Source organism: Psychrobacillus sp. NPDC093180 (assembly GCF_044754065.1).
In the GTDB taxonomy this organism is placed as follows: Bacteria; Bacillota; Bacilli; order Bacillales_A; family Planococcaceae; genus Psychrobacillus.
Map to the genome: position 1 here is coordinate 36,199 of NZ_JBIVOJ010000007.1, position 18,191 is coordinate 54,389.

The 18,191-nt window shown below is 35.9% G+C and carries 23 protein-coding genes and 1 riboswitch; of the genes, 15 read left to right on the forward strand and 8 right to left on the reverse strand.

Annotated features, from left to right (window positions below; translation table 11 throughout):
* The first annotated feature begins 199 nt into the window (after window positions 1-199).
* The 5 genes from ACIP9W_RS11600 to ACIP9W_RS11620 all read left to right on the forward strand — a co-directional run bounded on the left by ACIP9W_RS11600 (window position 200) and on the right by ACIP9W_RS11620 (window position 3,240).
* A complete protein-coding gene (locus ACIP9W_RS11600; RefSeq protein ID WP_400789429.1) occupies window positions 200-613 on the forward strand; it encodes a MarR family winged helix-turn-helix transcriptional regulator in 414 nt (137 codons plus the stop codon).
* A 19-nt stretch (window positions 614-632) separates the two neighbouring features.
* Window positions 633-1,811, forward strand: coding sequence for an MFS transporter (locus ACIP9W_RS11605; protein ID WP_400789431.1), 1,179 nt, complete (start codon window positions 633-635; stop codon window positions 1,809-1,811).
* Window positions 1,812-1,983: 172 nt separating this feature from the next.
* Window positions 1,984-2,250, forward strand: a complete 267-nt coding sequence (locus tag ACIP9W_RS11610; protein WP_400789960.1) for a YqhV family protein — start codon at window positions 1,984-1,986, stop codon at window positions 2,248-2,250.
* Window positions 2,251-2,386: 136 nt separating this feature from the next.
* Entirely contained in the window at window positions 2,387-2,707 is a 321-nt protein-coding gene (locus ACIP9W_RS11615; RefSeq protein WP_400789434.1) for a PadR family transcriptional regulator, read from the forward strand.
* On the forward strand, window positions 2,704-3,240 hold the full coding sequence (locus ACIP9W_RS11620) for a DUF2812 domain-containing protein (RefSeq protein ID WP_282241046.1): 537 nt from the start codon (window positions 2,704-2,706) through the stop codon (window positions 3,238-3,240). The genes ACIP9W_RS11615 and ACIP9W_RS11620 overlap by 4 nt, the downstream gene beginning before the upstream one ends.
* A 60-nt stretch (window positions 3,241-3,300) precedes the next feature.
* Here the strand turns inward: ACIP9W_RS11620 and ACIP9W_RS11625 are convergent, their stop codons facing one another.
* Both ACIP9W_RS11625 and ACIP9W_RS11630 read right to left on the reverse strand, forming a co-directional pair.
* On the reverse strand, window positions 3,301-4,080 hold the full coding sequence (locus ACIP9W_RS11625; protein WP_400789437.1) for an ABC transporter substrate-binding protein: 780 nt from the start codon (window positions 4,078-4,080) through the stop codon (window positions 3,301-3,303).
* A 304-nt stretch (window positions 4,081-4,384) separates the two neighbouring features.
* The gene (locus ACIP9W_RS11630) at window positions 4,385-4,939 is read right to left on the reverse strand and encodes a helix-turn-helix domain-containing protein (RefSeq protein WP_400789440.1); all 555 of its coding nucleotides are present in this window, start codon (window positions 4,937-4,939) and stop codon (window positions 4,385-4,387) included.
* A gap of 114 nt (window positions 4,940-5,053) precedes the next feature.
* Here ACIP9W_RS11630 and ACIP9W_RS11635 point away from each other — a divergent pair, with 114 nt between their 5' ends.
* From ACIP9W_RS11635 to ACIP9W_RS11645, 3 genes are all read left to right on the forward strand, one after another.
* A complete protein-coding gene (locus ACIP9W_RS11635; protein WP_400789443.1) occupies window positions 5,054-5,638 on the forward strand; it encodes a LysE family transporter in 585 nt (194 codons plus the stop codon).
* 660 nt (window positions 5,639-6,298) lie between these two features.
* Window positions 6,299-7,096 (forward strand): alpha/beta hydrolase family protein, encoded by a 798-nt coding sequence (locus ACIP9W_RS11640; protein WP_400789445.1) that lies wholly within the window; start codon window positions 6,299-6,301, stop codon window positions 7,094-7,096.
* Between the two features lie 146 nt (window positions 7,097-7,242).
* Window positions 7,243-7,887, forward strand: coding sequence for an FMN-dependent NADH-azoreductase (locus ACIP9W_RS11645; protein ID WP_400789447.1), 645 nt, complete (start codon window positions 7,243-7,245; stop codon window positions 7,885-7,887).
* 113 nt (window positions 7,888-8,000) lie between these two features.
* Here ACIP9W_RS11645 and hmpA read toward each other — a convergent pair whose 3' ends face one another.
* From hmpA to ACIP9W_RS11675, 6 genes are all read right to left on the reverse strand, one after another.
* Complete coding sequence (gene hmpA, locus ACIP9W_RS11650; RefSeq protein ID WP_400789450.1) at window positions 8,001-9,218, reverse strand: NO-inducible flavohemoprotein; 1,218 nt, start codon at window positions 9,216-9,218, stop codon at window positions 8,001-8,003.
* Window positions 9,219-9,349: 131 nt separating this feature from the next.
* Window positions 9,350-9,499 (reverse strand): hypothetical protein, encoded by a 150-nt coding sequence (locus ACIP9W_RS11655; protein WP_170206507.1) that lies wholly within the window; start codon window positions 9,497-9,499, stop codon window positions 9,350-9,352.
* Between the two features lie 159 nt (window positions 9,500-9,658).
* Window positions 9,659-10,687, reverse strand: a complete 1,029-nt coding sequence (locus tag ACIP9W_RS11660) for a PTS sugar transporter subunit IIC (protein WP_400789453.1) — start codon at window positions 10,685-10,687, stop codon at window positions 9,659-9,661.
* Between the two features lie 250 nt (window positions 10,688-10,937).
* On the reverse strand, window positions 10,938-11,306 hold the full coding sequence (locus tag ACIP9W_RS11665) for a potassium channel family protein (RefSeq protein WP_400789456.1): 369 nt from the start codon (window positions 11,304-11,306) through the stop codon (window positions 10,938-10,940).
* Between the two features lie 140 nt (window positions 11,307-11,446).
* Window positions 11,447-12,016, reverse strand: a complete 570-nt coding sequence (locus ACIP9W_RS11670; RefSeq protein WP_400789458.1) for a GNAT family N-acetyltransferase — start codon at window positions 12,014-12,016, stop codon at window positions 11,447-11,449.
* A 298-nt stretch (window positions 12,017-12,314) separates the two neighbouring features.
* Entirely contained in the window at window positions 12,315-12,797 is a 483-nt protein-coding gene (locus ACIP9W_RS11675) for a nucleoside 2-deoxyribosyltransferase (RefSeq protein WP_400789460.1), read from the reverse strand.
* A gap of 214 nt (window positions 12,798-13,011) precedes the next feature.
* Window positions 13,012-13,113: riboswitch (purine riboswitch) on the forward strand.
* Between the two features lie 128 nt (window positions 13,114-13,241).
* Between ACIP9W_RS11675 and ACIP9W_RS11680 the strand changes: the two genes are divergently transcribed.
* From ACIP9W_RS11680 to ACIP9W_RS11710, 7 genes are all read left to right on the forward strand, one after another.
* The gene (locus ACIP9W_RS11680; RefSeq protein WP_400789462.1) at window positions 13,242-14,435 is read left to right on the forward strand and encodes a nucleoside transporter C-terminal domain-containing protein; all 1,194 of its coding nucleotides are present in this window, start codon (window positions 13,242-13,244) and stop codon (window positions 14,433-14,435) included.
* 151 nt (window positions 14,436-14,586) lie between these two features.
* Window positions 14,587-15,138 (forward strand): hypothetical protein, encoded by a 552-nt coding sequence (locus ACIP9W_RS11685; protein ID WP_400789464.1) that lies wholly within the window; start codon window positions 14,587-14,589, stop codon window positions 15,136-15,138.
* An 11-nt stretch (window positions 15,139-15,149) separates the two neighbouring features.
* Complete coding sequence (locus ACIP9W_RS11690) at window positions 15,150-15,938, forward strand: GNAT family N-acetyltransferase (protein ID WP_400789466.1); 789 nt, start codon at window positions 15,150-15,152, stop codon at window positions 15,936-15,938.
* Window positions 15,939-15,956: 18 nt separating this feature from the next.
* The gene (locus ACIP9W_RS11695) at window positions 15,957-16,079 is read left to right on the forward strand and encodes a hypothetical protein (RefSeq protein WP_400789468.1); all 123 of its coding nucleotides are present in this window, start codon (window positions 15,957-15,959) and stop codon (window positions 16,077-16,079) included.
* Entirely contained in the window at window positions 16,063-16,677 is a 615-nt protein-coding gene (locus tag ACIP9W_RS11700; protein WP_400789471.1) for a kinase, read from the forward strand. The genes ACIP9W_RS11695 and ACIP9W_RS11700 overlap by 17 nt, the downstream gene beginning before the upstream one ends.
* Window positions 16,678-16,707: 30 nt before the next feature.
* Entirely contained in the window at window positions 16,708-17,268 is a 561-nt protein-coding gene (locus ACIP9W_RS11705) for an isochorismatase family protein (RefSeq protein WP_400789473.1), read from the forward strand.
* A 93-nt stretch (window positions 17,269-17,361) separates the two neighbouring features.
* Window positions 17,362-18,180, forward strand: a complete 819-nt coding sequence (locus tag ACIP9W_RS11710; protein ID WP_400789475.1) for an RNA polymerase sigma factor — start codon at window positions 17,362-17,364, stop codon at window positions 18,178-18,180.
* The last annotated feature ends 11 nt before the right edge of the window (window positions 18,181-18,191 follow it).

The window sequence follows — 18,191 nt, forward strand, 5'->3', positions numbered from 1 at the left end:
ATGGGTCACTTTATGGTGCTTATACACTCGCGAATTAATTAACTTTTTGTCATATTAAGGAGTAAAGTATTCCGTGGGAAATAATTTTATCGAAAGAAGTAAAAGCTTGTTCACCTTCTGTATAGGGTAGACAAATTTAACTTATATATTGTATAATAATAATTAGTTTCCCTAACTAACTAATGAAGAAGGTGATTTCATGGAATCATATAAACAGCTTTTTAATGAATATATAGCTATGTATCGACCATATATAAACAAGTTGAATGCATTACTGGCGTCATATAATCTAACGACTGCCCAATGGTCTATTATGTTTTTGATTTTTCGAGAAGGCGCAAAAACAATTGGCGACATATCGCTTTATCAAAATGTAGAGAAGCCAACGACGACAAAACTGGTTCAAAAACTCATAGATCTCGGATACGTAGAAATTCATGTTGGAAATGATAAAAGAGTCAAAATTGTTCAATTGTCGGAAGAAGGAGCAAAAGTATATGGTCAAGTGCGCGAAAAAATTGACTATTTTCAAAAGGGCTTATCAGAAGGTATATCTGAAGAAGAAAGACTGGTTGTAGCCCGAGTTTTAAAAGAGATTTCTAGCAAATTATAAATAAGAAGGGGAAAGATAAATGCAAAAGGAAAGATTATGGACGAAGGATTTCATTTCTATAACGGTAGTCAATTTTGTCTTAATGCTATCGATGTACTTGTTATTAGTAACGATGGCGACATATACAACGGAAACATATAATGCTTCGGCAAGTACGGCAGGTTTGGTTGCAAGTATTTTTATCATCGGTTCATTAATAGGGCGATTATTTGGTGGTAAACAGATTGCAAAAGTTGGTAGCAAGAAAATGCTTATAACCGGGATTATTATATTCAGTATTGTAACGGTATTTTATTTTGTCCCGACTAATCTTTATGTATTAATACTTATTCGGCTGCTGCATGGTATTGGTGTGGGTCTTGCTACTACCGCAACTGGTACAATTGTGTCACAAGTTATCCCGCCCAGCAGAAGTGGGGAAGGAATCAGCTATTTTAGTTTAAGTGCAGTTTTATCTACAGCTATTGGGCCACTGATTGGACTTGCGTTGATAGCTTCTTTTGGTTATACAAGTATTTTTATATTTTCGTTAGTAATGGGGATTGTTAGTTTACTTCTTGCACTTCCGGTTAGAGCTCCACAAATTAAGTATGTAGCAAATTCTGAAAGCACAGGATTTAAGTTTTCAAGCTTTTTCGAATCCAAAGCAATGCCAGTGTCCATTGCTATGTTAGTAATGGCGTTGGCTTATTCAGGTATACTATCTTTTATTACAACCTATGCCGCAGATATCGATCTAGTGAAGGCAGGGAGCTTTTACTTCCTCGTTTATGCAGTGATTATATTAATTTCTCGTCCGTTTACGGGGAAAATGTTGGACAGTAGAGGCGGTAATAGTGTCGCTTATCCAGCATTAGTGTTATTTGCAGTCGGAATGTTATTACTAAGCCAAGCGCATAGCAGTTTCATTTTCTTGTTAGCAGCTGCGTTTATCGGATTAGGTTATGGTAATTTTCAATCTACTACACAAGCACTTGCTATTAAAGTGACGCCGCCTCATCGTATGGGCTTGGCAAATTCCACCTATTTTATCTTCCTTGACTTGGGTCTTGGATTAGGACCTTTCTTACTAGGTTATTTAGTTCCTGTAATCGATTATAGAGGGTTATATTTAGCTTTAGTGGCACTCATTGTGATAGGTATCTTCGTTTATTACGTGTTGCATGGTAAAAGAGATAAGGAAATTCTTCAATCTTAAATTATTGAAAAACCTGTGTAAAAATTTTACACAGGTTTTTTGCTGTTAGCGTATGAATGCAATAACACGAAAAATCACTAATTAATAAAAGCAACTTTGATAAAAGTGGATAAGCGTGCATACAATTTAAAGGAGATGATAAGGTAAATTATAGGGAAGAGGGTAGTTAAGACTGATTGAAAAAGCACTTCTTTTCATGATTATATTGAGAATTTTTTCTGGAAGTATTGATATAGGAGCCGCTATGCTGATGTTAAAATATAATGATTTGGAAAAAGCCTTTTACATTAACACATTACTAGCTTTAGTCGGCCCATGTATATTAATCATTACGACAGGAATTGCTCTATTTGGACTAGCTGAAAAGATTTCCTTAACAAGAATGCTATGTCTGTTCGGTGGAATCCTCCTGATTCTTTATAGTTTGAAATCAAATTAAATTTAATAGCTAGCATTATATGAACTCAAGCCACCTTTCAGACGAATGGTGGCTTTTTCTTTGACAACTATATCGACAGCTGATATATTTGTTGTATCGGAAGTCGATATATCGTCAGGTGATAGGAGGTATATTTGTGGGACAGGAACATCTACCTTTAACAGAGGGTGTGTATTATATTTTGTTGTCACTTTATGAACCACGACATGGTTATGGAATTATGCAATTGACAGAGGAACTAAGTAAAGGACGTGTTCAGCTAGGAGCAGGGACCATTTACGGGGCAATCAAAACATTAGTAGGGCGGAAATGGATTGTTGCGTTAGATGATGACGGACGCAAAAAAGAATACGTTATTACCGACTTAGGGAAAACTATGGTGGAATACGAAATGAAGCGATTAAATGAGTTATATGAAAATGGTTTACTAATGACGAAAGGAGAGAAACAAAAATGAAAAAAGTAAAATATCGCTTGTATGTGGATTATGAGAAAGAAGAACAATGGATAAATGAGTTGGCACAGCAAGGATGGCTTTTAGAGAAGTTTAAGTTCTTTCGCTTTACATTTGTAAAAGGAGAAGCTGGATCTTATATTTATCGAAACGAGTTACTTGCAGGGCTTGCTTTAAAGGATAAAAATGAATATCTCCAATTTTTAAAGGAAAGTGGGATAGAAATAGTAAGTAAATTCGGAGGTTGGGTATACTTTCGGAAAAAAGCATCAGATGGACCTTTCGGAATTTATACGGACACTGCTTCGAAAGTTTCATACTTTAATCGGATTATTGGACTTTTCACCTTATTACTAGTTTTTAATATTATTATTGGTATTGTAAACTTGATTATTTCAGGTTATGCCGATAGTCCAGTCAATTCTTATACTAGTTTCTTCAATTTTGCAGCGGCTATTCTTATAGCGGTTCCTACTATAAAAGTGTATCGACGTAAAAAAGCATTGCAAGAGCAACAAAACTTATTTGAACAATAAAGATAAAAAGGAATCAAGTAAGCCTTAAACTAGAAGGCTTTGATTCCTTTTTATATTGCTTTAAATACTTTCGACTAATTCTTTCAGATATGCTCCGGATTTCTCCATTCTAGATCCGTACCAAAACATTTCACCTTCTACTAATATGATTTTGGTGTTTGGTAGAAATGCTTGAAATTCGGCTATATGTTTTTCTTGGTAAGGAAATGGTTCGGATGCGAGTAAAAGGACATCAAGGTTTGCAGCAACCAACTCTTCCTTGGTGACAGCGGGATATCTTGACCTTTCTTTTGCAAAAGGATTGTGCAAACCAATCGTATGTAGAACGTCATTAATATAAGTAGTTCCTCCAACGACCATATATGGTTTTCGCCAAATTACGTAAGCAGCGTTTTTCACTTGTCCGCGTGAAGAGGGGAATACAGCTTTACAAGAGTCAACGAGCAAATTTGCTTCGGACTCTTTATTTGTTAGTGTGCCGAGCGTCTTTATAAATCGATACGAATCTTCAATTGACTGAACTTCTAAGACAAACACGGGTGCAATTTTTTCAAGAGCTTGTACTATTTCTAATGTGTTTTCTTCTTTTTCAGCTAAGATGAGATCGGGTTGCAATGCTCGTATTTTCTCTACATTTACTTCTTTTGTTCCCCCTACAATTGGTACATTTTCGACAGTTCCTTCTGGAAAAATACAAAATTTAGTGCGACCAACTATTTCATTCTCTAGACCTAGCGCAAAGAGTGTTTCTGTAATGGCTGGGCAGATTGTGATGATACGTTTTGGTGGAATAGAGATGTTTACTGGTCGCCCAGTATGGTCTGTTAATATGTCTGTCATTGAATTTCCTCCTAAACAATCTATACAAAGCTTCTTGGTATATCATTCGATGTTAGAGGAGTGTTCTCCTTTTTCTAAGAGACATGAAAAATGGCTGCTTACATTTAATGAATAAAAAGTGGAGATAAACCAAAGTTGGTGAGGAAAAAAGTAACTGAAATTGGAATTAATAAAGGAGCAGAAGTTGGAAACCGTTAAATTACTATTCTAAACCCAATAGAATTAAGAGATATAGAAGTTTAGACATAAGGCAAAGGGGACTATCCCACGAGCCGACAATTTATGACTTATGGGATAGCATTTTTTACGATGGATAATAGAGAATCATGCTTAATCGGGTTAATACTTCTCCTGAATTATGATAAGTATGGGGTCTGTCCGCCTTAAATCGGATTGAATCACCACTTCTGACTGTGTATTCATCCTTATTAACGCATATAGTTAGTTCCCCTTCAAATACAGTTATGAGCTCTTCAGTCCCTTCTAAATGGGCATCCGCACTTAAGAATCCACCTTTCTCGATTTCAACAGAATAAACTTCAAAGCGTCTATCATCCTCAAAGGGAAAATTAGGGTAGACACGATATTTTCCATTGTCTTCGGATAAGGTCTGTAAATCATTTCGTAAAATAACCTTTGTATCTGTTTGCGGAATATTTATAAGGGTAGAAAAAGAAATCTTTAACCCATTTGCTATTTTCCAAATAGTTGTTATCGTTGGCGTCGATTCTCCTCTTTCAATTTGACCGATCATTGTTTTACTTACTCCGGTTAACTCTGATACCTTCTCAAGACTTAGTTTTTTTTTCTCTCTTAAATTCTTTAAATTTCTGGCAATGATAAGATGTATTTCTTCCATAAAAACACTCCCGTTCTCGTTGCTCTATATAACGTCTATAGTGTACAATAAAACGTAAATCGTTATATTGATCATATAGGACATTATAACATAAGAAAGAGAGAGGGGTCCTTTATGCCATTATTTTCACTGCTTCTATATGCCTTTGTTTCTAGTTTTACCCCAGGTCCAAATAACATTATGGCCATGTTATTTGCGAACAAATATGGTTTTAAGAAAACATTTAAATTTTGTTTAGGGGTAGGCGTAGGTTTTTTGGTAATATTGATCCTAAGCGCATATTTTAATTTACTGCTTCATAATTTTCTTCCCAAAATAGAATTCATAATGAGGCTCCTAGGTGCTGCTTATATGCTTTATCTTGCTTTTAAAATTGTTACTAGCAAAAATACTGGCAACGACAATAATGGAGGCAGTAATAATAGTTTTTTTGTAGGAGTGGTGCTGCAATTTATAAATCCGAAGGCAATCTTATATGGTATAACTGCCATGTCAACTTTTGTTCTTCCGTATAATAGTTCCCATTTCGGCTTACTTCTTTATTCATTGCTCCTAGCTTCTATAGCTATCATGTCAACTAGCAGCTGGAGTATGTTTGGTTCCATTTTTAAAGAATTTATTGCGAAGTATAAAAATCAGTTCAATATAGTAATGGCTTTGCTATTAGTCTATAGTGCTATTACTATCCTTATAGGATAAATCAGTCGTCTTTTAAAAAAGATGGCTTTTTGTGCTTGAGGAAATCATAAAATTCTAGCCATGTCGATAACTATTTACATGTAACATAAGTAAGTTAGAATATTTTTTAATGAAACGAAGTAAAGGGATAATGCGTCTTAAAGTTTGCCGAAATTGTCATACTAGACTTCTGCTATGAGCGTAAACAGGTTTAAGGAGCGCAAGAGGTTAGTTTAGGAGCGGATACCAAAGGTTTATGATCGCATGAGAAGTCTGTATAAGCGCAAACAGTTTTAAAGAGCGCAAGAGGTTAGTTTAGGAGCGGATACCAAAGATTTATGATCGCATGAGAAGTCTGTATGAGCGCAAACAGTTTTAAGGAGCGCAAGAGGTTTGTTAAAGAGCGGATATCGTAGACTTGTGATCGTATCGGATACCTAGATGATTTTTGCGGCTAGTTGCCATATTGAGGTGCTAGCTGGTTTTTGTTCTGACCTTTCCTTTAATGACTAAATGGGATTCTGTTCGTTTATGTAAGAAGAAAAACAGTTATTTATAGGAGAAACAAGAAAGGAGGAAATAAACATAACTTATATTATGAATTGACCTAATGACATCATTAATTTATAATACCTAGTAAACAAGTTAGAATAGTAAAAATTAAAAAGGGAGCAGGATAATATGACTGAATCGATTTCAATTCTTTGTGACAACGTATGCCTTTCTGGAGTGCTTCATCTCCCTGAGGGAATCCAAGATAAAAAAGTTCCGCTTATTGTTCTTTTACATGGGTTTGTAGGGAGCAAAGTAGGAGAGCATCGACTATTCGTGAAAGCAGCCCGAAAGTTTACAGATAAAGGCTATGCTGTTTTTCGCTTCGATTTTAGTGGGTGTGGAGAAAGCGATGGAGATTATGCAGACGTTACAGTTTCAAAGCAATTGAGTGAGGTTCAAGCTGTCCTGGATTATGTATCGACGCTAAAAGAGGTAGATACAAAAAATATTATTTTAATTGGCCATAGTCTAGGAGGGGCGGTTGCATCTTTAACGGCATCTGTAGATAAGCGTATCCGTCAACTGATTTTGTGGTCGCCTGTTGCTAAACCATATGAAGATATAACGGCTATCTTGGGAGATACAGCTTTACAAACTGCTAAGGCGTTAGGTGTTTTTGATTATAACGGTTTTTATGTAAGTCAGCAGTTTTTAGAGGATTTAAAAAACCATTATCCACTTGAAGCTATTCATTCTTATGAAGGACAACTACTTGTCATTCACGCGGCGGAAGATAAAGATGTTTCAAAAGAGAACGCTGTTTACTATTCGGAATCCTTGAAATGCGGAAATACCGGAAATATCCGTTATATTAAAGATGCTAATCATACATTTGCGAGTTATTCTTTCGAAGAGCAATTGTTTGAAGAAACATTAGTGTGGCTAGAGAAAAGCGAAGTGAAAGCTAATAAAATAGCATTATAACAGTTTTCAATATAAGCTATTTCATCTATGATACCTTTGTTGAGCATTAAAATAGATTTCTAATAGAAGCTTGTGCTAGAATAAAAAACGTTATGTTAGTTACTAAAGGTAACCTAGCAAGAAAAAGCTTTGGAGGAAAGAAATCAATGAATATTTTAGTAGTAAAAGCAAATAACCGTCCAGCGACGGAAGCTATATCAAGCAAAATGTATGAAACATTTATGGAAACAGTAAAAGACGCAAAAGATCTAAATGTAACAACTTTTGACGTGTTTGCAGAAGATATGCCTTATTTTGGTCAAGATCTGTTTAATGCATTTGGTAAAACTCAAAACGGAGAAGAGTTAACAGATTTAGAGCAACGTCTATTAGCTGCTAAACAAAAAGCAATGGATGCTTTATCTGCAGCAGACGTAGTTGTTTTTGCATTCCCATTATGGAACTTAACAATTCCAGCGAAATTACAAACATTTGTAGATTATACGTATCAAGCAGGGTATGCGTTTAAATATACTCCAGAAGGTCAAATGGTTAGCTTGATGCCGGAGAAAAAAGCAATTCTATTAAGTGCACGTGGAGGAATCTACTCTACACCTGAGTCGGCACCAATGGAAATGGCAGCTACTTACATGCGCAATGTTTTTGGTGGCGTATTTGGAATGTCTGTAGAAGAAGTAATTATCGAAGGTCATAATGCAATGCCAGATAAAGCAGAACAAATTATTGCAGAAGGTCTTGAAAAAGTAGCTGCGGTTGCGAAATCATTATCTTCAGAAACTGTTAACGCTTAATACAGTGAGAAAATCCCGCATTCGAGCAGAATGTGGGATTTTTTTATTGGCATTCTATTTTAGTTGTAAATGGGGTTTTCGAGCACGAGATACATAAAAACAAAACTTTATTTCTAACTACCCAATATGGCAATAGGATTAAATACTTCAAAATGAATATGATCTTCTGCCACACCCCATTCATGCAATGCCCTATTAATTGCTTCTAAGAAGGGGATAGGTCCACAAAAATAGAAATGCGCATCTTTCGATGAAACATTCGTTTGCAAGAAGTCCAAATCAACAAATCCTTGTTTATCGAAGTCCGCAGCCTCGAGATCCTCTTTAGTTGGAGTATTATAAAGGATGTGTGATTTCACATTGGAATGCTGCATTGCTAATTGTTTCACATGATCTCTAAAGGCATGAGTCGTATTATTTTCTGTAGCATGTATGAATGTGACTTCCCGTTGCGGCTGCTTTTCTACGATAGTATTTAACATACTAATTAGCGGTGTAATCCCAATACCACCACTAATGAGAACGACTGGGGAATCTGTTTCCTCCAGTACAAAATCACCTGCTGGAGCAGAGAACAGAAGTGTATCTCCAACATCTATTTGATTTGCCAGGAAGTTCGAGACGATTCCAGCTGGCGCATTATTATGGGCATCTTCACGCTTCACACTAATACGGTAGTAATCCTTTCCTGGTGAATCTGAAAGACTATAATGTCGAATATGGCTATATTTCTCGCCAGGAATTTCCGCTTTTATTGTTAAGTATTGTCCCGCTTCGTAAGTAGGAATGGGCTTCCCGTCTTGTGGCTTTAGATAAAACGAACGAACCGTATCACTTTCTTCTACTTTTCGATCAATGACAAAACTGCGGAATCCTTCCCATCCACCAGACTGATGTTCTACTTGATCATATAAATTCTTTTCGATATCGATGAAAGCCTCGGCAATATATCCATAAGCTTTTCCCCAGGCTTCTATAATTTCATCTGTCGCAGCATCACCAAGGACAGCTTTTACTGCTTCCAATAATGTTTCTCCTACAACAGGATATTGTTCTGCCACCACACCAATTGCCCGGTGTTTTTCTGTAATTCTTTGTATAACAGGTTTTATTGCTTCTAAATTTGTAATATGTTCACCAGCTGCATATACTGCATAGCCTAGCGCTTCTTGTTGGATTCCTCTTTTTTGATTGGTTTGGTTAAATAGATTATACAAATCTGGAGCCTTGGAAAATAATAATTCATAAAATTTCTTTCCGATTTCCTTACTATGTTCTTTTAGAACAGGTGCTGTTGATTGGACGATTTCGATTGTTTTAGCGTCTAACAAGTAATATTACCTCCTCAAACTGTATATTACATAACAAAAATAGTATTCCCATTATGCACCCTAACAATTCCAGCAAAATTACAAAATCCCACATTCAACGCTAAAGTTTAAATGTGGGATTTATAGTTAAGTTAAAACTTTGGAAAAACATACGAGATTAAAAACCACAGTATACCGAAAAAGATAATTAGATAGGCAGCGTATTTAATAAATGTTGCGCCTACCAAACCCGAATCTGACTTTTCTTCTCGACGTACTTCAACGCGTTTCTCTTCGTCCATTTTTAATCACTCCTAAACTATTTTCTCTTAAAATCTATTTACCCTGGTGACTTTGAAAGTAAACTTGGAACTTTGGACAAGTAATTGAATGAGGGGGGAAAATAAAAAGCCAGAAATTCGTACAGAAATCTCTGGCTTATCTCTTTAATATATTATTGACTATTGAATTTCCATACGTAAATCACCAGTTCTAGCTAAACCTCTAGCTTTTAGCAAATGATAAACAGTGAGAGAAATGAGTGCTGGTAAAATGACACCTAATACAATATACATTAATAGAACAATTACACCTTGGTTCGCAAGAATATTTAAAGGGGCGATAAATGAATTAAGACCAAGACCTGCTAATGTATAAGGTACTTCAAAATGGAACATTAATATCGCAATTGGAGCACAAATAACAGAAGATAGAAATGGTCCTATGACAAGAAGCGGATTTTTAACGATATTTGGAACTTGTACTTTCGGTGTTAAAAATGATTGAGCAATATTTGCACCTAGATCATTTTGTTTGAATGACATCGCCGTCCATCCGGCAAATTGAGCTGTACATCCAATTAAAGCGGCCGCACTGGAAACTGGATCAAGTTGCAGAGCAATTGCAATAGCTGCGGATGAGGCGGGAGACATAAGGAAAATACTCCAAACAAGTCCGATAACTATGGACCCCATAAGCGGAGATCCTGAAACAGAGTTTGCGATAAAACTACTTAACTGCTCTAAAAGTGGAGTAGTCACCGCTGCTAACCCAACACCTGCGACGCCTCCTACTAATATAGCGGCGAATGGAATTGCTAGCATATCTAGTTTTGTCTTACCGGCAATGCGTTTTCCAACCCACACTGCAATAACGGTAGCTAACACAGCACTGATCGGTTGTCCTGTAGTAAGAATCCAAGCACTATCAGCATTCATATGAAGTGCATTTGCACCGATTGTACTAGAGGCCATCGCACTGAAAATAACTAATGTATTACCGCCAAGTTGATAGGCGATACCAGCACCAATTGCTGGTGCAAGCATTAGCTGTGCAGCCTTTCCGATTGTAGTAAAGCCTTCCCATCCAGTGAACGTGCCAAAAGTTTCTATAAGAAGGCCAATACCTAGGGTGACAAGTACCGCATTTGCAAGTCCTTGCGACGCCTTATACATTCGTTCGATTATATATTGCTTCGTCGTTTGTTTCATTTCTAAATACCTCCAAATATACTATATGAAATATATTGCTAATTTTTAAAAAATAAAAAGCTCTCCATTAGGATGAGCAATTACTTTTAATGCATGATGATTAATACTCTTGTTATATACTTTTTATTCTACTAAATTGTTATAATATTAATATAATTATTTAGAGTAGTCAATACTATTCTAAAATAAGAAATAGTGAGTAAAAAGAGCCGAAGATTTTATGAAATCTTCGGCTCTGAAGCGTGTATAACTATTTTTTCACTTTGTCACGTAATTTATTTCTTTTTTCCTCTAATCCTTCCGCATTTATCATTGTTTTACCTAAGGTGAGCAGGGTGATAAACATGACCCCCGTTCCCACTACTAGATAAATCATTGTAAACACTTTTCCAAGATCTGTAGATGGATAGAGATTTGTTTCTACACCAGTCGGTATCAAGCTTACAACGCAGAAGTAAATAGCGTCCAATAAGTCCCATCCTTCTTTTTTCGTATAGAAAAGAGTACCAGAAAGAAGGATAAAAAATAAAGTAGTAAACAGAGATAGAAAGATTGGTTCCTTGAAAGCTTTAAAGAATGCTTCTATAAATCGTTTGACGGTTAATATAAAGGATAACATATTGGTTCACCTGCAAAAGTAAATTTTTGTCTCAGTATTATAGCAAAAATATAAGTACTCATACTAACAGAAAGCCCATCGCTAGGTTTCACTTACATAAAATTAAAGACCAGGTTAGATATCTCTAACCTAGTCTTCTACTATTTTAAACTAATGTTTGTGGAGATTTCAGTTCTTAATGATTCCCATTCCTCGCGTAGAATCCCCATTCGAATGGAATCATAATATTGACCGTCATAATAACGAACTTTTCTAATGCGTGCTTCCATTGTCATACCTAGTTTTTCTCCGACACGAATCATACGCTTATTACCTGACCATGTTGCGTATCCCACACGCACCAGAGGCATTGTATGAAACAAATGGGTCATCCAAAGTTTTAAGGCGCGTGTCCCTAAGCCTTTCCCCCAGCTAGGAGCCTCATGAAACACTATTCCCATCTCGAGCCATTTGGAAGGTTCATGCTCCCAATAATAGGAAACAATACCGCAAACGATTCCCGAAACCTCAATGGCCCAAAAATTATCTCGAGCAATATATGAAGCTGCATTTTCCATAAAAATGTCGAATGGGATTGCTTGATGTTCATAATAAGGTGCATCCCACTTTTTCCACTCGGGAGCTTCATCCTTGAAAGCTAATTCCCAAAGTCTAGGTAAATCATCCGATTGAAGGGGACGAATGATCAATTCATTATCTTGATAAAACATAAAATTCCTCTTTTCATTTCATAGTTTTAAATATATGAATTAGATTGAAAAGAGATGGCGTAAGCCTTTTACTTTTCAATCACCATTTGTACGTTTTTCATCTTCAACACTCCTCTCGATTTATATAGTTTATTTTAATTCAAATATTCAAATAATGATATAACGAAAAAGAGCTTTGTAACTGTACACAGCTCAGTGTAAATTTTTATAGGAGCATGAAAGTATATTGAATGAGAAAATAAAGTTTTAAAAGTATAAAAAAATCCTGTGTATTTTGACCACAGGATTCTTCTATAAATTAAAACTTTGCACTCTTTAGTGTTTCACCTAATTGCTCAACAGAATTTACAATCATACCATTTTGTTTGATCAAACCGACTACAAATAAGTTACGATACATAAATTGGTTCTCTGTTCCATCTGCAACTAATGCGTCAATTTTTTTCGTATTGTCTCGACCTTGTTGACGTGTATCTGTGTAAAGTCCGAAAATAGGACGATCTAACATAGAAAATGCACCGATTTCAGCAGCGACGCCAGCATCAATTTCAACACCATCGATAACAGCCACTAAAAAGTCGCTTTCTTTTAATGCTTGCATATCCGCTCCTGCAATTGCGAGACTGTCTGCATAAGCAGCTTTGTCATTAATGGACATGTTTTCTTGGGGCACATATAAATCGACTCCTGGAATCGCTGTTCGCACCTCTTTTGCAACTAATTCATTGATCAATCTGTCCCCTAAACCAAATAACCCATTTGCTAAATAACCTTTTTTCATCCTATTGCCTCCTCTATCATCTCTATAATTTTATGAAAGAATAGAGCTGAATACAATGTTCATTGGTCGTAATAAATTCTACTTTGTATGAAAAATAATATTCTGTTCATACTATGCCGTATATATGTAAGAATCATTATGTATGGTAATTTTACTATTTCGAATAAGGGCAAACGTTTGGAGTATAGGAACGGTGAAGCATAGGATTTGTTCATACCAACTTAGAAAAAGCTTCTGTATAGAATCAGATATCTGGGCTGATCGTTTCTACCTAATCACCGAAAAAAACTAGACTACAGGAAGTATGATTAAAATTAGTATGAGGATGGGTTAGTGTACACTATCCTCTCTTTGAATCCCTTATTTTTCATTCTTTCTCTTTTTTAGAAACGATGAAAAGTAAGGGTTTTTTGTTGGTTTAAGACACAACTAGGAGTTGCTTGTATGTACTTTTTGCTAAATATTTTAGGTGTTTTTGTTGTGATGGGCATCGTTTTTTTATGTTCACCGAATAAGAAAGCAGTAAAATGGCGACCAATTGTTTCCCTTCTCCTTCTTGAATTGCTCATTACATGGTTTATGTTAGGTACTACAATAGGTAGTTGGGTAATTAATAAGATTGCTTCTTTTTTTACATGGTTAATTGAATGTGCGAGCGAAGGGATTGCATTTGTTTTTCCATCAGCTATGGCAAATGAAACTGTGGACTTTTTCTTCGGTGCATTGCTTCCGATTATTTTTATCGTTACTTTTTTCGATATTTTATCTTATTTTGGGATATTAACATGGATTATTGATAAAGGCGGTTGGGCTATATCAAAGGTGTCGCGTTTACCTAAGCTAGAAAGCTTTTTCTCCATTCAAATGATGTTCCTAGGTAATACAGAAGCATTAGCTGTTATTCGTGATCAGTTATCTGTTTTGAAGGACAAACGATTGCTTACTTTTGGAATTATGAGTATGAGCAGCATTAGTGGATCAATACTAGGAGCGTACCTATCAATGGTTCCAGCAGAATATGTGTTTAGTGCCATCCCACTAAATTGTTTAAATGCGCTTATTTTAGTTAGTATTTTAAATCCAATACATGTGACAAAAGAAGAAGACATTATTTATGTACCACCAAAATCGGAGAAGAAGGATTTCTTCTCCACGATTTCGAATAGTATGTTAGTTGGGATGAATATGGTCATCGTTATTTTAGCAATGGTGATTGGTTATGTAGCACTTACAGCTGGTCTTAATGGAATTCTGGGTGTTTTTGTAAATGGACTTACGATACAAAAAATCTTCTCTTTCATCTTTAGTCCGGTTGCATTTTTACTTGGCTTGCCCCTCCAGGATGCTATGTATGTAGCGCAATTGATGGGCATTAAATTAGCTACGAACGAATTCGTAGCGATGATGGACTTAAAAAATAACTTAGATACATTACCTCCGCATACTATCGCTGTTGCAACGACTTTCTTAACGTCATTTGCGAATTTTAGTACAATTGGTATGATATATGGAACATATAACTCTGTATTATCAGAAGAGAAGTCGGCAATTATCGGTAAAAATGTTTGGAAGCTTATCGTAAGCGGTATGGCTGTCTCCTTGTTAAGTGCAATGATTGTTGGTTTATTTGTTTGGTAAGAGAACGAAGTAAAGGCGACTCGAAACATTACATTCGAGTCGTCTTTTTTGCTATTAAAGGAAATAAACAACCAGTAGCGAATTTGTATACATAGAGTAGATGAAACGACTTAATAAAAACTACATCGGTATGAGGTGAAGAAAGATAAATGTGGAAGAGCTAAAATTAGATTTAATAAAACTCAATGAATGCATCTATTTTGATAATAATCATTATCTACGTGATAAATGTTCGAATGAGAATTTATTAAGAGAAGTTATAAAGAAGTTTGAGGACAGAATAGATTCACTGACAGCAAGAGCGGTAGAGTTAAATTCAGAGAAAATCTTTTTATATGGCAATATAGGAAATCTGTATAGAATAGTTGGAAAAACAAATTTGGCGATTGAAAGTCTGCAAATAGCGATTACTTTAGGGGAAAGCAAACAAATAAATAATGTCATTCGTTTAGGAGAAGCATTGAAATATGATGGGCAACACGAACAAGCGCTCAACAAGTTTGATGAAGCGATTGAATTATGTGTTAATAATACCACCTTTTTAGACTTTGCCTTCCAGCATAAAGGAAAATGTTTATTAGAATTAGGACAAACAAGTTTAGCGGCAGATTATTTTCGGAAAGCCATGCAAATAAGATTAATAAAAGGCGATCAGTCACTAATTGACTCTACCCAAAAGGCAATTGATTTTACATATTTATAGGGGGAATTTGAATGGATTTATCCATCATAGAGAAAGCAGAAATTCAAACTTTACAGTCAAGGCTCTCTGCAATACAAGCAATAGAGGGCAATCCGATGGGAGTGCATCAATTAGTTAAAGGACAAACAAGCGCTTTTGCTGTGAAAAATATCCCAGGACCAGCATTTAATACAGTTAGAGGTTTAAGTGAAGATGACATTCCATACTTAGAGGAAATAATTGCTTTTTATGAAAAGCATGCCATTAACTTTCGCTTTGAAATAACACCGATGAATAGTTCAGAGTCATTATTCAGAGCACTAACCGATAAAGGATATTATCATTCTGGTTTCCACGCATCCTTTAATGGAGGAAGTGAGGAGGAAAAAGGTCAGATCTGTCAACCTGATATAGAGGTCTGCCATTTAAAGCGAGATGATTTCGATTTATTTGCTTCTATCTACGTGAATGGTTTCGGTCTTCCTTCCTTTATACAAAATGATATAAAGCAAAATAATGAAGTTCTTTTTGACGTGGCGGGATGGCAATTTTATGTAGCGTATGTGAAGGGAATACCGGTCGGGGTTGCAGTGTTATTTGTCCAAGAGGAAATAGCTACACTGGCCGCGGCGGCAACATTGCCAGAATATCGGGGGAGAGGTGTGCAATCGACGTTAATCCAAAAACGGATTCAGGATGCGTTTGAAAAAGGAGCAAAAAATATCACGAGTGAGGCTGCTTTTGGAAGTGCTAGTCATCGAAATATGGAACGGGTTGGGCTCAAATTAGCTTATACAAAAGCACTTTGGAGTAAATTCTAACTAAGGAAGGAATATCAGATGGAAACTACAACTGTTTTAAGAGATATATTAGGAGTTATAGCATTTCCATTAACTGCTTGGAACCTAGCGATGAATCAACTCAATAAAGAAATGGGAATTAGCTATGCATATAACAACTGAAATAATGGAAAGAATGAAACGTTTAAATGAGCTTAATCGACCATACATTATAGGTATTGATGGATTAAGTGGAGCGGGTAAAACGACGATAACGCAAACCCTTACAAAAGAGCTCACTTTTGAAGGTCAAAAGATCGTGGTGATCCATATCGATGATTTAATCGAAGAGCGTGCAAAGAGATATAACACGGGTCATCCTGAATGGTATGAATACTACTTTCTTCAATGGGATGCGCAAGAGATAAAAGAAAAACTTTTGTTAGCAGTGCACGGAAAGTTAAACGAGCTTCATTTAAAGTATTACGATAAAGAAAACGATCGATGCTATATGAAAAGCATAACTATAGAGCAATGTAACGTTCTATTGATAGAAGGGATCTTTCTTCAGCGAAAGGAGTGGAAAGGCTTCTTTGATTATATGATTTATTTGGATTGTCCAAAGCATGTTAGAAGTGAGCGAGTTTTACGAAGAGATGCTTATATTGGAAGCATAAATGAACGATTGAAAAAATATGAACGAAGATATTGGGCAGGAGAAGATTATTATTTCAAAGAAGCAAATCCTATCCAAAACGCAGATATAGTCATAAATAGCTAAATTAGTTGAAAATGAAAAGGAGTGTTTTTATTGAAACAAGCTTTATTGATCATTGATGCTCAACAGGAATTGATTGAAGGAAATCAAGAAGAAAAAAGCGTTTTTAAGAAAGAACAATTAATTGCGAATATTAACTTAGTAATAGAAAAAGCGCTAGCATCGCAAGCTTTAGTAATCTTCGTGAGAGATACAGATGTTGCAGAAGGAGAAGGGGAAGGCTTTCAAATACATGGCGATATCAAAATCCCCTCCTCATATGAAATATTTGATAAAGCAGCAACGAATTCATTTTACGGAACCGATTTGAAACGTTTCTTGGAGGTAAACGAGGTTAAACATGTGGTTATAATGGGATGTAAAACAGAACATTGCATTGATACTGCTGTAAGAACTGCAACAGTGAATTATCTGGACGTCACATTAGTGGAGGATGGACATTCGACAACGGATAGCCCTGTTTTAGCTGCTGAACAAATTATCAATCATCATAACAAAGTATTGCACGGTCATTATAATGTGGATCATTTTTCAATGGTAAGGGCAGCGGAAGAGGACTTGTTTCAACCGACACACGATATGTACCGAGAATAATAAAGAAAGTATATTTCTTTTTCCTTACCCGTACCTTTTCAATAAATTTTTTCGTTTATATAAGTGAAAGACAAATTTGGAGGAGGGGAAAACATGCGGCCGCTTGTTGAAAAAACTCCCATTGACGAAACAAAGGAATTTGAGATGGCAATTATGCCTTATATGCACGATTTGAAAAAGTATTGCTTTTCCCTAACGAGAACTAAGTGGGACGGGGAAGATTTAATGCAGGAGACCTTAGCGAAGGCCTTTGAAAGCTGGATGAAAAACCCAAAGCAAATAGCGAAGGCATATTTGTTCCGCATTGCTTCTAATACATGGATTGATAAACACCGTAAACGAAAAATAGAGGAAGACATGGGGCAAGATTTATCTCAATTTGCACAAGAAAATGGACCTAAAATGGAGTCAGTTTTTCCGGCGATTATGGTATTGTTAAACGAATTGTCGGCTAAACAAAGAGCGGTAGTTTTATTCGTATTAGGATTCGATTACACGATTAAAGAAACTGCAAGCTTGCTTTCTGATAGTGAAGGATCTATAAAAGCAGTCCTCCATCGTGCGCGAAAAAAGTTAAAACAAGTGAATATACATGACTATTCCTACGAATTGGATGAAGATAACTTATGGCCATATGTAACTGCTTTAAGTAATCAAAATTCAAATGCTGTCCTACGGCTATATCAAAAAGAAATACAAGAACCATCTATGTATGCTAGAAGCGATCAGTACAGTATCCATTCATCCCCAATCGCTCATACTTTTGCGAGTGGCAGTACTCCTTATGTGCTTATCTCAATTCCAAAGAAAAATGGGGGAATCCTTTTCGTTCCATTTTATCAATTAGAGTTATCTGCATTATTAGCGCAAATAGCTTGGTTGAAGCAAAAGGAATTTTCGACTGTAGCATAGAAAGGGGATTT

What these genes read in the sequence shown, in the direction of transcription:
- ACIP9W_RS11600 (WP_400789429.1), top strand. Translation starts at nt 200, where the DNA reads ATGGAATCATATAAACAGCTTTTTAATGAATATATAGCTATGTATCGA.
- ACIP9W_RS11605 (WP_400789431.1), top strand. Translation starts at nt 633, where the DNA reads ATGCAAAAGGAAAGATTATGGACGAAGGATTTCATTTCTATAACGGTA.
- ACIP9W_RS11620 (WP_282241046.1), top strand. Translation starts at nt 2,704, where the DNA reads ATGAAAAAAGTAAAATATCGCTTGTATGTGGATTATGAGAAAGAAGAA.
- ACIP9W_RS11625 (WP_400789437.1), bottom strand. Translation starts at nt 4,080, where the DNA reads ATGACAGACATATTAACAGACCATACTGGGCGACCAGTAAACATCTCT.
- ACIP9W_RS11630 (WP_400789440.1), bottom strand. Translation starts at nt 4,939, where the DNA reads ATGGAAGAAATACATCTTATCATTGCCAGAAATTTAAAGAATTTAAGA.
- ACIP9W_RS11635 (WP_400789443.1), top strand. Translation starts at nt 5,054, where the DNA reads ATGCCATTATTTTCACTGCTTCTATATGCCTTTGTTTCTAGTTTTACC.
- ACIP9W_RS11640 (WP_400789445.1), top strand. Translation starts at nt 6,299, where the DNA reads ATGACTGAATCGATTTCAATTCTTTGTGACAACGTATGCCTTTCTGGA.
- ACIP9W_RS11645 (WP_400789447.1), top strand. Translation starts at nt 7,243, where the DNA reads ATGAATATTTTAGTAGTAAAAGCAAATAACCGTCCAGCGACGGAAGCT.
- ACIP9W_RS11655 (WP_170206507.1), bottom strand. Translation starts at nt 9,499, where the DNA reads ATGGACGAAGAGAAACGCGTTGAAGTACGTCGAGAAGAAAAGTCAGAT.
- ACIP9W_RS11660 (WP_400789453.1), bottom strand. Translation starts at nt 10,687, where the DNA reads ATGAAACAAACGACGAAGCAATATATAATCGAACGAATGTATAAGGCG.
- ACIP9W_RS11665 (WP_400789456.1), bottom strand. Translation starts at nt 11,306, where the DNA reads ATGTTATCCTTTATATTAACCGTCAAACGATTTATAGAAGCATTCTTT.
- ACIP9W_RS11670 (WP_400789458.1), bottom strand. Translation starts at nt 12,016, where the DNA reads ATGTTTTATCAAGATAATGAATTGATCATTCGTCCCCTTCAATCGGAT.
- ACIP9W_RS11675 (WP_400789460.1), bottom strand. Translation starts at nt 12,797, where the DNA reads ATGAAAAAAGGTTATTTAGCAAATGGGTTATTTGGTTTAGGGGACAGA.
- ACIP9W_RS11680 (WP_400789462.1), top strand. Translation starts at nt 13,242, where the DNA reads ATGTACTTTTTGCTAAATATTTTAGGTGTTTTTGTTGTGATGGGCATC.
- ACIP9W_RS11690 (WP_400789466.1), top strand. Translation starts at nt 15,150, where the DNA reads ATGGATTTATCCATCATAGAGAAAGCAGAAATTCAAACTTTACAGTCA.
- ACIP9W_RS11695 (WP_400789468.1), top strand. Translation starts at nt 15,957, where the DNA reads ATGGAAACTACAACTGTTTTAAGAGATATATTAGGAGTTATAGCATTT.
- ACIP9W_RS11700 (WP_400789471.1), top strand. Translation starts at nt 16,063, where the DNA reads ATGCATATAACAACTGAAATAATGGAAAGAATGAAACGTTTAAATGAG.
- ACIP9W_RS11710 (WP_400789475.1), top strand. Translation starts at nt 17,362, where the DNA reads ATGCGGCCGCTTGTTGAAAAAACTCCCATTGACGAAACAAAGGAATTT.